Annotated in this window: 2 protein-coding genes; both read right to left on the reverse strand. The window is 75.5% G+C overall.

Annotation, left to right across the window (positions count from 1 at the left end):
- Position 1 precedes the first annotated feature (1 nt).
- Positions 2-6,331, reverse strand: a complete 6,330-nt coding sequence (locus tag WMF33_RS45815; RefSeq protein ID WP_437334472.1) for an amino acid adenylation domain-containing protein — start codon at positions 6,329-6,331, stop codon at positions 2-4.
- 3 nt (positions 6,332-6,334) lie between these two features.
- Complete coding sequence (locus tag WMF33_RS45820; protein ID WP_437334473.1) at positions 6,335-14,164, reverse strand: amino acid adenylation domain-containing protein; 7,830 nt, start codon at positions 14,162-14,164, stop codon at positions 6,335-6,337.
- Positions 14,165-14,170: the final 6 nt, after the last annotated feature.

Below are 14,170 nucleotides of genomic sequence, written 5' to 3' on the forward strand. Positions count from 1 at the left end.
CTCAGTCCAGTCGTGCGAGGATGGAGTCGAGCTCGTCCGCCGCGAGCGCGACGTCGGTGAAGTCCGAGGGCGTGTAGCCGCCGGCGTCGGGTGACAGGCAGTGCGCGATCAGCGCTCTCAGCGCGTCGCGCCACAGCGCGCCGACCGCCGCGACCGTCGCCTCCCGGTGCCGCGCGGCGCTGTAACGGAAGGTCGCCTCGAGCCGGCCGTCGTACACCGCCGCGTCGATCTCGAGGTCGTACGGGAGCGGGCTGCGCGGGTCGTGCTCGGCGCCTGGCGACTCCGCGGCCGCGGAGAACCGCGCGCCCGCGCCGATCACCTGATCCCACTGCCCCAGGTAGTTGAAGGCGACGCGCGGCGCCGGCAGGCGGCGCAGCCGGTCCGCGAGCTCGCCCGTCCCGAGCTCCCGCACCACGCCGTAGGGCAAGCCGCGCCGCGGGACGCGGCGGAGCTGCTCCTTCACCGCCTTGAGCGCGGCGCCTGGCCCCGCGTCCGGCGCCACCTCGAGGACCACCGGGTAGACGCTCGTGAACCAGCCGACCGTGCGCGAGAGATCCGGGTCGTCCCCGTCGAGCCCCCCGCGCCCGTGGCCCTCGACGTCGATCGCAGAGGCGCGCTGCCCTGTCCATCGGCCGAGGGCCAGGGCCAGCGCGGCCAGCAAGACCTCGTCGATCCGCGTCCGGTAGGCGTCCGACACGGACTCCAGCAGCGATCGCGTCTCCGGCTCGGTCAGGCCCGCCGTGAGCGTGGCCATGGCCCGCGCCGACCGATCGCCCCCCGGATCGTCGACGGGCGGCGGCGCCGCGCGCTCCCAGGGCAGCTCGAGCCAGAAGGCCGCTTCCCGCTGGACGCCGGCGTCGCGCGCGGCGTCCTCCAGGCGCTCTGCCCACCGCTTGAACGAGGCGGTCTTGTCGGGCAGCTGCGCCGGCGCTCCGCGCCGCGCCTGGTCGTAGGCCGTCTGGAGATCGTCGAGCAGGATCCGCCAGGACACGCCGTCGACGACCAGGTGATGCGCGATCAGCAGCAGCCGCCCTGGCCGGCCGGCCCCAAGGTAGAACCCGATCACCCGCAGGAGCGGCCCCGTCGTCAGATCCAGGCTGGCCTGCCACCGGGACGCGTGCGCCTCGATCACCCGCGGCTGCTCGGCCTCGGGCACCCCGGAGAGGTCCGTCCGGTGCGCGACCGCGGCGGGCTCGTCGGGCGCGTACGCCTGACGGAAGCCCGAGCCCTCCTTCGCGTAGCGCAGCCGGAGCGCGTCGTGGTGGCGCAGCAGCGCCTGCACCGCGGCCTCCAGGGCCGGCCAGACGAGCGGCTCCTTCGCCGTGAGCAGGAGCGCCTGGTTCCAGTGGTGCGGGTTCGGCAGATCGCGGCCGAAGAACCGTCGCTGGACCGGCGTCAGCGGGACATCGCCCTCCGCCGCGCCCTCGTCGTCCGGCGCCAGGCTGGCGTCGCCGGAGGCGACCGCGGCGGCGGCCAGCGCCGCGAGGGTCTGGTGCTGGAACATCTGGCGCGCGGTGATGCGTAGGCCGGCCTGCTTCGCCTGGGCCACGACCTGCAGGCTGAGGATCGAGTCGCCCCCCAGCTCGAAGAAGTTGTCGTGGCGGCCGACGCGCTCGCGGCCCAGCGCCGCGGCCCAGATCTGCGCGAGCTGCGCCTCGGCGTCCGTGGCGGGCGCGGCGTCCTGCGCGCCGGCCGGCGGCGCTCCTCCCGCGCGGCTCTCGCCGTCCTCGCGCGGCTCCTCGCGCGGCTCCTCGCGCGCCGGCGCGGGCGGCTCCGGCAGCGGCAGCTCGCCGAGGCGCGCGGCCGGCTGGGCCACGATCCCTTCCAGGAGCGCGCGGAGATCGTCCGCCATCCGGCGGATCGAGCGCTCCTCGAAGAGATCCGTGCTGTACTCGAACGCGCCGCTCAGCTCCTCCGGCGCCGACGCCATGTGGAGCGAGAGGTCGAACTGCGCGCTCCCCGGGTCCACCTCGAGCGGCAGGATCTCGAGGCCGGCGATCGGCCGCGCGGGCCGCGCCGCCTCCTGGAGCGAGAACATCACCTGGAAGAGCGGCGTGTGGCCGAGGTCGCGCGCGGGCCGGAGCGCCTGGACGAGCCGCTCGAACGGCAGATCCTGGTGCGCCTGCGCGGCGAGCACCTCCTCCCGCGCCTGCGCCAGGAGATCGGTGAAGCGCGGGTCCCCGCCGAGGTCCGCCCGCAGCACGAGCGTGTTCACGAAGAACCCGATGAGCCCCTCGACCTCGACGCGGGTGCGGCCCGCGATCGGCGTCCCGACGCAGAGGTCCGTCTGGCCGCTGTAGCGCGCGAGCAGCGCCTGGAAGGCCGCGAGCAGCAGCATGAACGAGGTGACCCCCTGGCCGCGCGCGAGCGCGACGAGCTTCGCGGAGAGCTCGCGCGGGAGCGCGAACGCGTGGCGAGCGCCCCGGTAGGAGCGCGCCGCGGGCCGTGGCCGGTCGGTGGGCAGCCGCAGGACCGGCGGCTCCGCGCCGAGCCGCCGCCGCCAGTGCGCGAGCTGCCGATCGAGCGCGGGCCCGTCGAGCCACGCGCGCTGCCACCGGGCGTAATCGGCGTACTGGACCGGCAGCGGCGGGAGCGCCGCGGCGCGCCCCTCGGCGTCGGCGGCGTAGAGCTCCGTCACCTCGCCCACGAGGAGGTTCAGCGACCACCCGTCGGACACGATGTGGTGCAGGACGACCAGCAGGACGTGCTCGCGCTCGCCGAGGCGCAGCAGCGTCGCCCGGAACAGCGGCCCTCCGGTCAGATCGAACGGCCTCCCGGCCTCCCGGTCGAGCGCGCGCCGCGCCTCCGCCTCGCGCGCCTCCTCGGGCAGGGCGCGGAGATCCGCGATCGCGATCCTCACGGGCTGCGACGCGCGCACGACCGCCTCCGGCCGGCCCTCGCGCTCCGCGAACGTCGTGCGCAGCGACGCGTGGCGGCGGACCACCGCCTCGAGGCAGCGCTCCAGCCGGTCCGCGTCGAGCGGGCCGCGCAGGCGCACGGCCGCCGGGACGTTGTACGAGGCCGCGGTCGGCTCGAGCTGCGCGAGGAACCACAGGCGCTCCTGCGCGAAGGAGAGCGGCAGCGGCCCGTCGTGCGGCGCCGCGGCGAGCGGCGGCGCGGGCGGGGCGTCCGGCCGGCGCCGGGCCGCCTCCACCGCGCGCGCCTGGGCCGCGACCGTCGGCGTCTCGAAGAGCGACCGGAGCGGCACCTCGACGCCGAGCGCGCGGCGCACGCGCGCGAGGATCTGCGTCAGCTGCAGCGAGTGGCCGCCGAGGTCGAAGAACGAGGCCTCCGCGGAGACCCGCTCCACGCCCAGCACCTCGGCCCAGATGCCGGCGAGCAGCTCCTCGGTCACCGTGCGCGGCGCGACGAAGCAGAGCGCGTCGCCGGACTCGGGGGCGGGCAGCGCGGCGCGGTCCACCTTGCCGTTCGCCGTGCGGGGGAGCGCCGGCAGGAGCACGTAGATCGGCGGGACCATGTACTCGGGCACGCGCGCCGCGAGCCAGGCGCGCAGCGCCTCGGCGTCCGGCGCCGGCGCCGTGGCGGCCACGTAGGCGACGAGCCGCCGCGCGCCCGGCCTGTCCTCGCGCGCCAGCACCACCGCCTCCTGCACGCCGGCGTGCTCGGCGAGCCGCGCCTCGATCTCGCCGAGCTCGATGCGGTGGCCGCGGATCTTGACCTGATGGTCGCGCCGCCCGACGAACTCGATCGTGCCGTCGTCGCGGTACCGCCCGAGATCGCCCGTCCGGTAGAGCCGCTGTCCCGGCTCCGGGCTGAACGGGTCGGGGACGAACGCGGCCGCGGTGCGGCGCGGGTCGCCCAGGTACCCGCGCCCCACGCCGATCCCGCCCACGTACAGCTCGCCGCGCACGCCGACGGGAAGCGGCGAGAGGAGGTGATCGAGGACGTAGAGCCGCAGGTGGTCCACCGCCGTGCCGATCGGCACCTGCGCCTCGTGCGCCGCGGGCGGGGCCGTCAGCGGGTGCAGCGCCACGTCGTCCGAGCACTCCGCCGGCCCGTACGCGTTCATGAGGGGCACCGCCGGGTAGCGGGTCAGCCAGTCGCGCGCGAGCGCGGCGGGGAGCGCCTCGCCGGTCGGCAGGATCCAGCGCAGCCGCTTCAGGGCGGGCGGCGCGGGGTCCTCGCGCGCCGCGTCCAGCATGCCTTGCAGCACGGCGGGGACGACCTCGACGACGGCGGTCCCCCGCCGCTCCAGGTGCTCGAGCAGCCGGCCCGGGTCGCGCGCGACGTCGTCGGGCACGATGTCGACCACCCCGCCGAAGAGCAGGGCGGTGAGGAGCTGCCAGACCGAGATGTCGAAGCACGGCGAGGCCGTCTGCGCGATGACGTCCCCGGCCGCGAGCTCGAGCCGCGGGAGCTTGCTCAGCATGTTGTTGAGCATCCCGCGGCGCTCGACCATCGCGCCCTTGGGCGCTCCGGTCGATCCGCTCGTGTAGATCACGTAGGCCAGGCTCCCGGGTCCGCCGCGCTCGGGCGGGTCGCCGTCGGGCCAGGACATGCGCCGTGTGTCCTCGAGGGTCACGACGGCCGGCCGGCGCGGCGCGCCCACCGAGGAGAAGACTCCTTCCAAAGCCCCGCGATACCGGTCCCGCGTCAGCACCACGCGGGGCTCGCTCGACCCAAGGATCCGCCCGATGCGCTCGGCCGGATAGGCGGGCTCCAGCGGCACGTAGGCCCCGCCGGCCTTGAACACGGCGAGGATCATGATGAGCAGGTCGATCCCGCGCTCGTCGAGCAGCGCCACCCGCTCTTCCGGGCCGACGCCGCGCGCGACGAGCGCGTGGGCCGCGCGGTTCGCCTCGCGGTTCAGCTCCGCGTAGGTGAGCCGCCGGCCCTCGCACGACACCGCCACGGCGTCGGGCGTCCGCTTCACCTGCGCGTGGAAGCGCGCCGCGAACGAGGAGAGATCGGCCTTCTCCGCCGGCGGCGCGCCGGGCGCCGCGAGCGCCCTTTGCCGCTCGGCCGGCGTGAGGAGCGGCAGATCGCCGAGGCGCGCGTCGGGCCTCTCCGCCATGCCCTCGAGCAGCGCCCCGAGGTGCCTGAGCAGCCGCTCGGCGAGCTCCGGCCGGACGCGCGACCGGTCGTACGAGATCTTGAGGGGCAGCTCCGTGTCCGGCCACGACATGATCGTGATCGGGTAATTCGTGTGCACGCGGTCCTGCACGTCCTGGACCTTGAAGACGATGCGCCCCTCGCGGAGCGCGGGATCGATCGGCGCGTTCTCGAACACGAAGAGGCTGTGGAACAGCGGCTGCCCGCGCTCGATCTCGCTCCAGCGCTGGATGTCCACGAGCGGCGTGTGCTCGTGCTGCCGGAGCCGGAGGTTCTGGTCGAGGAGCGCCGAGAGCCACGGCAGGAGCGGCTGATCGGCGGGGACCGGGACGCGCAGCGGGAGCGTGTTGATGAAGAGCCCCACGATGGACTCGACGTCTGGCAGCTCGGGCGGGCGCCCGGCGACGGTGACGCCGAAGAGCACCTCGGGCTCGCCGCTGTAATGGCTGAGGAGCAGGGCCCACGCCCCCTGCACGATCGTGTTGAGGGTGAGGCGGTGGCGCTGGGCGAGCGCGCGCAGGGCGGCCGTGGGCGCCGCGCCGATCCGGAACACGAGATCGTCGACGCGCCCCTCGTCCTCCGGCGCGGGCGCGGAGCGCTCCTCGAACCCGAGCGGCGTCGGCGCCGAGAAGCCCTTGAGCGCGGACCGCCAGAACGCCTCCGCGGCCGGGAGATCCTGCCGGCCGATCCAGTCGATGTAATCGCGGTACGGGCGCGCGGGCGGCAGATGGGGGGTCTCGCCCCGGGCGAGCGCCTCGTAGCAGGCGAGGAACTCCATCATCAGGACCGACGTGCACCACTCGTCGAGGAGGATGTGGTGGAAGCTGTGCACGAGCTCGTAGGTCTGGTCGCCCAGCCGGACGAGGCGGAGGTGCATGAGCGGCGCCTTGCCGAAGTCGAACCCCGCATCGAGCTCGGCGCGCAGCAGCTCGCGGAGGCGGGCCTCCTGGGCCTCGCCGGGGAGGCCGCGGAGGTCGAGCACGTCGAACGGCACCTCCACCGCCTTGTGGACGACCTGGAGGGGGCGCTTCTGGGTCTTCCAGACGAAGGAGGTGCGCAGGATGGAGTGCCGCGCCACGACCAGCTGCCAGCCTCGGACGAACGCGTCGATCCGCACGTCGCCCTCGAGGCGATAGCGGTTCTGCATGAGGTAGATGCCCGAGGACGGGCGGAGCAGCGTGTGGAACAGCATCCCCTCCTGCATGGGCGAGAGGGGATAAACGCTGTCGATGTTGGCGGAGGGGTCAGTCTTGGACACGGTTCACCTGTCGAGCTCTTCCAAGAGATCGCGCCACTCCTCCGGGGAGAGGCCGGCGGCGGGGGTTTCGGGGGAGCGCGGCGGCGCGGCCGCCGGCGGTGCGGCCGGCGGCGGGGCCGACACGGCGAGGAGCGCCGCGGCCTCGGCCACGGTCGGGCTCTCGAAGAGCTGCTTGGGCGAGAGCCGCAGCCCGCGCTGGGCGGCGCGCGCGATGACCTGCAAGGTGACGATCGAGTCGCCGCCCAGCTCGAAGAAGTTGTCGTGAATGCCCACCTGCTCGCGGTGGAGCACCTCCGCCAAGACCTCGGCGAGGATCCGCTCCGCCTCGGTGCGCGGCGGGACATAGGGGCGCTCGACCGGCGCCGCCGCCTCGGGCGCGGGCAGGGCGCGGCGGTCGACCTTGCCATTGGGCGACAGCGGCAGCCGCGGGAGCGGGAGGATGGGGGCAGGCACCATGTAGGCCGGGAGCGCGTCGGCGAGCCAGGCGCGCAGCGTCTCTGGCTCCGGCGTGGCGCCGTCGCGGCCGGTGACGTAGGCGACGAGGCGCTTTCCGCCGTGGGCCTCGTCGCGGGCGACGACGACGGCCTCGCCCACGCTGGGGTGCAGCAGCAGGCGCGCCTCGATCTCGCCGAGCTCGACGCGCAGGCCGCGGAGCTTGACCTGATGGTCGAGTCGTCCCAGGAACTCGATGGCTCCGTCGGGGCGATAGCGGGCCAGATCGCCTGTGCGGTACAGACGCCCTCCGGGCGAATCGCCGAATGGATCGGGGACGAACCGCTCGGCGGTGAGCGCTGGCCGGTTGTGATATCCGCGCGCGAGCCCGACGCCGCCGATGTGGAGCTCCCCGGCCACGCCCACCGGGACCGGGTGGCCGTGGTGATCCAGGAGGTAGATCTGGGTGTTGGCGATGGGGGTGCCGATGGGCACCGAGGCCGACGTGTCGAGCGGCTGGCAGGCCCAGGCGGTGACATCGATGGACGCCTCGGTGGGCCCATAGAGGTTGTGGAGCTCGGCGTGAGGGAGCCGCTCGAAGCATCGCCGCGCGAGCTCGGCGGGCAGGGCCTCACCGCTGCAGATCACCCGTCGCAGCGACGCGCACGACGAGGCGCCGGGCGTCTCCAGGAAGGCCTGGAGCATCGGAGGGACGAAGTGCAGGGTGGTGACGCCGTTGCGGGCGATGAGCCCGATGAGCCGCTCGCCGTCGCGGTGGTCGCCTGGCCGGGCGACGACGAGGCCCGCGCCGGTGATGAGCGGCCAGAAGAACTCCCAGACCGAGACATCGAAGCTGAAGGGGGTCTTTTGCAACACCCGGTCTTCGGCGGTCAGCGCGTACCGCTCCTGCATCCACTGCAGTCGGTTGAGCAGGCCACGGTGGGTGTTGCCCGCGCCCTTGGGGCGGCCGGTCGAGCCCGAGGTGTAGATGGTGTAAGCGAGGTTGTCCGGCGAGACGGCGACCGCGGGCTTGGCGGTCGATTCGCCGTCGAGCTCTGCGCGATCGGCGTCGAGGCACAGCAGCTGTGCGCGGTGCGGAGGCAGGCGCGAGGCGACCGGCCACTGGGTGAGGAGCACGGGAGCGGCGGCGTCGTCGAGCATGAAGGCGATGCGCTCGGCGGGGTAATCGGGGTCGATGGGGACGTAGGCGGCGCCGGCCTTGAGGACGCCGAGCAGGGCGACGACCAGCTCGACGGAGCGCTCTGCGGCGACGGCGACGAGCCCATCGGGTCCGACGCCGCGCCGGCGCAGGGCGTGGGCCACCTGGTTGGCGCGCGCGTCGAGCTCTCGATAGCTGAGGCGGCGGTCCTCGAAGATCACCGCCGTCGCGTCCGGCGTCCGCTCGGCCTGCGCCTCGAACAGCTCGTGCACGCGCAGGTCTTCCGGATAGCCGCGCTCCGTCGCGTTCCAGCCGGCCACCGCGCGCCCGGACTCCAGATCTCCGAGCAGCGGGAGATCGCCGACCCGCGCCTCGGGACGGCCGACGATCTGCCGGAGCGCCGCCTCCACGAGGCCGAGCAAGCGGGAGGCGCCCGCGTCATCGAAGCGCCGCCGATCGTACGAGAGGCGCAGCGTCAGCTGCTGTCCCGGCAGGACGGTCAAGGTGAGCGGGTAGTTGGTCTGATCCTCGAACGCGACGTCGCGGACCCCGAGCCCGGGCAACCCCTGCTGCACCCGGGGGTCTCTCGGATAGTTCTCGACGACGAGGAGGCTCTCGAACAGCGGCTGTCCCGCCGGGATCTCGCTGAAGGCCCGCGCCTCTGCGAGCGGCGTGTGCTCGTGCGGCCCGAGCTCGGTCGTCGCCCGCAGGAGATCGCGCAGCCACGCCGCGACGGTGGCGGCCGGCGGCACGGCCACGCGCAGCGGGAGCGTGTTGATGAAGAGCCCCACCATGGACTCGATCCCCGGAAGCGGCGCCGACCGCCCGGCGACGGTGACGCCGAACAGCACGTCGTCGGTCCGCGCGGTCCGGCTGAGCAGCAGCGCCCAGGCGGCCTGGACGAGCGTGCTCGACGTCACGTGGTGCTGCTGCGCGAAGCGCTGGAGGCGCGCCGTGACCGGCTCCGGCAGCGAGACCGCCGCGGTCCCGTACCCGGTCGCCCCCTCGGCCGGCGCCGGCCGCTCCAGGGGCAGCGGCGTCGCCGCGCCGAACCCCGCGAGCGCCCGCCGGAAGAACGGCTCCTCGCCGCGCGCGTCGCGCCCGCGCAGCCAGGCGATGTACTCGCGGTAGCGCCGGCGCGCCGGCAGCGCGACCGCGCGGCCGGCGCGCAGGGCGTCGTACGCGGAGAACGCGTCCTGCAGCACCAGGGCCGCCGACCACCCGTCGAGGAGCAGGTGGTGATGGCTCCACAGCACGACGTGGGCGTCGTCGTCCACGCGCAGGAGCGCGAGGCGCATCAGCGGACCCCGGGCCAGATCGAAGCCCCGCGCGCGATCGGACTCGAGGCGCGCCGCCACCCGCGCCAGCTGCTCCTCCGCGCCCGCGCCGCGCCAGTCCTCGACCTCGATCTCCAGCGCGGTCGCCGCGCCCGGCCGCCGCACGATCTGGAGCGGCTCGTCGGCGCCCTCCCACGCGAAGGTCGTGCGCAGGACGCCGTGGTGCTGCACCACCGCCTCCCAGGCCCGGCGGAAGGCGCCTGCGTCGAGCGCCCCCAGCAGCCGGCACGTCACCTGCTCGACGTAGGCCCCGTCGCCGGGCTCCCACAGGCTGTGGAACAGCAGCCCCTGCTGGAGCGCGCTGAGCGGCATCACGTCCTCCACGTCGCGGCCGGGCCCGAGCAGGCGGTCGAGCGTCGCCTGATCGAGCCGCGCCAGCGGGAAGTCCGACGGCGTGCACCCGCCCGCGCCGGGCTCGAGGCAGCGGGCGACGAGGGCGCGCAGCCGCGCCGCGAAGTCGTCGCGGAGCCGCTGGATCGTCTCCGGCCGGTAGCGCGCGCCGCTCGCGCTCCACGTGACCTGGAGGCGCCCGCCGACGACGGCGGCGTCGACCTCCAGCTCGTAGCCCCGCGGCGCCCGCGGATCGCGCTCGGCCCCGGCGTCCTCCTCGGCGAGCGCGAAGAGCTGGCTCGCCGCGAACAGGTCGTCCCACTGCCCCAGGTAGTTGAAGCTCACCGCGGGCGCGGGCTGCCCCGCGAGCGCCGCGCCGCGCTCGCTCAGGTAGCGCAGCAGGCCGTACGTGCCCCCGCGGCACGACGCGCCGCGGAGCTGCTCCTTCACCGCCTTGAGCGCCTCGTCGCACGCCGCCTCGGGCGGGACCTCGAGCCGCACGGGGTAGAGGCTCGTGAACCACCCGACCGTGCGCGAGACATCCGCGTCGTCCAGCGCGTCGCGCCCGTGGCCTTCCACCTCGACGAGCGCCGCGGGATCGCCCGTCCACCGCGCGAGCGCCCCGCCGAGCGCGGTGAGCAGCAGCTCGTCGACCCGCGCCCGGTACGCCGACGTCGCCGCGAGCAGCGCGCGGGTCTCGCCCTCGTCCAGCCGATCGATGCGGCGGACCGTGTCGCCCTCGAGCCCGGCACCGGCCGGATCGTCCGCCGGCAGCGGCACCGTCCCCCGCGCAGCGGCGATCCACGCGTCGGCCTGCCGCGCCACCTCCTCGGAATCGGCGCGCGCCGCGATGCGCCGCGCCCAGGACCCGAAGGCGGTGGTCCTCGCGGGGAGCCGGATCTCCTCGCCGGCCGCCCGCTGCCGGAGCGCGGTCTCCAGATCCTCGAGCAGGATCCGCCACGAGACCGCGTCCACGACGAGGTGGTGCGCGACGAGCAGCAGCCGGCCGCGGCGCGCCGGGCCCAGGTCGAACAGGACCGCGCGGAGCAGCGGCCCCTCGCTCAGGTGGAGCCGCGCTTGCCATGGCCCCGCCGCGCGCGAGAGCGCCGCCGCTCGCTCCGCGTCCGGCACCCCCGACAGGTCCACGCGCGCGACCGCCGCGCCGGTCGCGCCCCCGTGGCGCTGCCGCCACACGCCGCCCTCGCAGGTGAACCGCAGCCGCAGCGCCTCGTGGTGCTCCGCCACGGCCACGACCGCGGCCTCGAGCGCCTCCGCGGCCACCGGCGCCCGCAGCTCCAGGAGCACGGACTGGTTCCAGTGGTGCGGATGCTCCCCGACGTGTTCGAAGAACCAGCGCTGGATGGGCGTGAGCGGCACGTCGCCGTCGAGCGGCTCGTCGGCCGCGCTCGCCGCGGGGGCGGCCTCGGCCACCGCGGCCAGCTCGGCGACGGTCTGGTGCTGGAAGATCTGCCGGGGCGCGATCGAGAGGCCCGCCGCGCGCGCGCGCGCCACCACCTGGAGCGCCAGGATCGAGTCGCCGCCCAGCTCGAAGAAGTTCTCGCGGACGCCGACCGCGGTCCGGCCGAGGAGCTCCGCCCAGATCCCCGCGAGGGCCTCCTCGGCCTGCGTCCGCGGGGCCGCGGCCTCGCCGGCGCCCTCCGCGGCGGGCGCGGGCAGCGCGCGCCGATCGATCTTGCCGTGCGGCGTGCGCGGCAGCTCGTCCAGCACGACGAAGGCCGACGGCACCATGTAGTCGGGCACCTGCTCCCGCAGCGCCCGCCGGAGCTGCTCCGGCGAGACGCCCTCGGCGGCGGCGACGTAGGCGACCAGCCGCCGATCCTCCGGCCGATCCTCGCGCACGATCGCGACCGCGCCGCGCACCCCGGGGTGCTCGGCGAGCCGCGCCTCGATCTCGCCGAGCTCGATCCGGAAGCCGCGCAGCTTCACCTGGTGGTCCACGCGCCCGGCGAACTCGAGCTGCCCGTCCGCCCGCCACCGCGCGCGGTCGCCGGTCCGGTACATCCGCTCGCCCGGCCGCCCCGCGAACGGATCGGGCACGAAGCGCTCCGCGGTCAGCCCGGGGCGCGCCCAGTAGCCGCGCGCGAGCCCCTGGCCGCCGAGGTACAGCTCGCCCACCACGCCCACGGGCGCGAGCCGCCCCGCCGCGTCGAGCACGTAGGCCCGCGCGCCCGCGATGGGCCTGCCGATGGGCGGCACGGCGGACGCGGGGCCCGCGCCTCGGGCCGTGAGATCGCACGCGGTCGCCACGACCGTGGCCTCGGTCGGCCCGTACGTGTTGACGAGGCGCACCCGCGCGGCCGCCGACGCGCGCCAGGCGCTCACGCGCTCGGGCAGGGCCGCCTCGCCGCCGATGATGCAGAGCCGCAGGCCAGGCGGCAGGGTCAGGCGCCCTCCGTGCGCGAGCTCCGCGGCCACGCGGTGCCAGTACATGGTCGGCAGATCCAGCACCGTCACGCCCTGCGCCGCGCACGCCTCGAGGAACGCGGCCGGCGACTCCAGCATCGCCTCGGTGCGCAGCACCAGCGCGGCGCCTCGCAGGAGGCAGGGGAAGATCTCCTCGGCGCTGGCGTCGAAGCTCAGCGACGCGAACTGCAGCACGCGGTCCGAGGGCGCGATCTCGTAGAGCGCCGCCGCGGCCTCGACGAAGCCCGCGATCGCCCGGTGCGGGACGACGACGCCCTTGGGCACGCCCGTCGATCCGGACGTGTACAGGATGTACGCGGCCTGCTCGGGCGACGGGTCGCCCGGCGGCGGCGCCGCCGGCTCGCCGAGCAGCTCGGTCCAGCCGGGATCGAGGCGGATCAGCGCGGGGACGCCGGACAGCCCGTCCGCCGCCTCCGCGCCGGTCACCGCCACGCGGACGCCGGCGTCGGCGACCATCGCGGCGATCCGATCCCGCGGCGTGGTCGGATCGATCGGCACGTAGGCGCCGCCTGCTTTGAGCACCCCGAGCACGGCGACGACCATCTCGATCGAGCGCGGCAGGCACACGCCCACGCGCGCCTCGGGCCCGACGCCGCGCCGCCGCAGGCGCTGCGCGAGCTGGTTCGCGCGCCGATCGAGCTCGCCGTACGCGATCGACCGCCCCTCGTGGACGACGGCCACGGCCGACGGCGCGAGCGCGGCCCGCGCCTCGAAGCTCCGGTGCAAGGCGCGCGGCGCGCGCTCCTTTGCCGCTGCCGCGGCCGCGCCCCACGCGAGCACGCGCGCGCGCTCCTCCGGCGCGAGCAGGGGCAGCTCGGACAGGCGCGCCTCCGGGCTCGCCGCGGCGCCCGCGAGCAGCCGCTCGAGGTGCCCGGCGAGACGCTCGATCGAGGCCTCGTCGAACAGGTCCGTGTCGTACTCGATCGCCCCGGCGAGGCCGCCCTCGTCGGCGGCCACCTCCAGCGACAGATCGAGCTGGGCGCCGCCCGCGTCGAGATCCACGAGGCGCGCCTCGAGCCCCGGGATCTCGGGCGCCTGCCGGAGCGCGGGCTGCAGCGCGAAGAGCACCTGGCAGAGCGGCGCGTGGGAGAGGTCCCGGGCCGGGCGCAGCGCCTCCACGACCTGGTCGAACGGCACCTCCTGGTGCGCCTGGACCTCCCGCACCGTCTCGTTCACGCGCGCGAGCAGCGCGGCGAACGTCGGATCGCCGCCGAGATCGGTGCGGAGCACGACCGTGTTGGCGAAGCAGCCCACGAGCCCTTCCAGATCGGCCCGGCTCCGGTTCGTCACCGGCGTGCCCACGCGGATGTCGAGCGAGCCCGTGACGCGCGCGAGGAGCGCCTTGAACCCCGCGACCAGCACGGCGTAGAGGGTCGTCTCCTCCCGCCGCGCCAGGGCGCGCAGCGCGCCGGTGAGCGCGGCCGGCAGCCGGAAGAAGTACCGCGCCCCGCGGTAGCGCTGGATGGCCGGCCGGGGCCGGTCCGTCGGCAGCTCCAGCAGCGCGTCCTGGCCGGCGAGGCGCCGGGTCCAGAAGTCGAGCTGGGACCGGAGCGCGCCCGACGCGAGCCGCTCGCGCTGCCAGTGGGCGAAGTCCGCGTACTGCAGCGGCAGGTCCGGCAGCGGCGAGGGCCGGCCCGCCGCGAACGCCGCGTAGAGCGCGGCGAACTCCTGCAGGACGAGGCCCGTGGACCACCCGTCGAAGGCGATGTGGTGGACGACCCAGACGAGGACGTGCTCGTCCTCCCGCAGCCCGAGGAGCGCGAGCCGCAGCAGCGGGCCGCGCTCGAGGTCGAAGGGGCGCCGCGCCTCGCGCTCGATCAGGCGCCGGGCCTCCGCGTCGCGCTGGGGCTCGGGCAGGCCGGTCAGATCGATCCGCGGCACGCGCGGCGCGCCCTCCGGCCGGATCACCTGGACCGGCTGGCCGTCGACGACGCCGAACGTCGTGCGCAGGATCTCGTGGCGCCGCACGATCTCGGCCACGCACCGCTCCACCACGCCGGCGTCGAGCGACCCGGTGAGCCGCACGGCGGCGGCCAGGTTGTAGGAGGCGCTCTCGGGCTCGAGCTGGGCCAGGAACCAGAGCCGCTCCTGGGCGAAGCTCATCGGGAAAACGAAGACGTCCTCTTGCATGGAAGA

Origin of the sequence: Sorangium sp. So ce394, assembly GCF_051474665.1 — a bacterium.
Taxonomy (GTDB): Bacteria; Myxococcota_A; Polyangia; order Polyangiales; family Polyangiaceae; genus Sorangium; species Sorangium cellulosum_D.

Coding starts and splice junctions, on each gene's coding strand:
- WMF33_RS45820 (WP_437334473.1), bottom strand. CDS start 14,164: ATGCAAGAGGACGTCTTCGTTTTCCCGATGAGCTTCGCCCAGGAGCGG.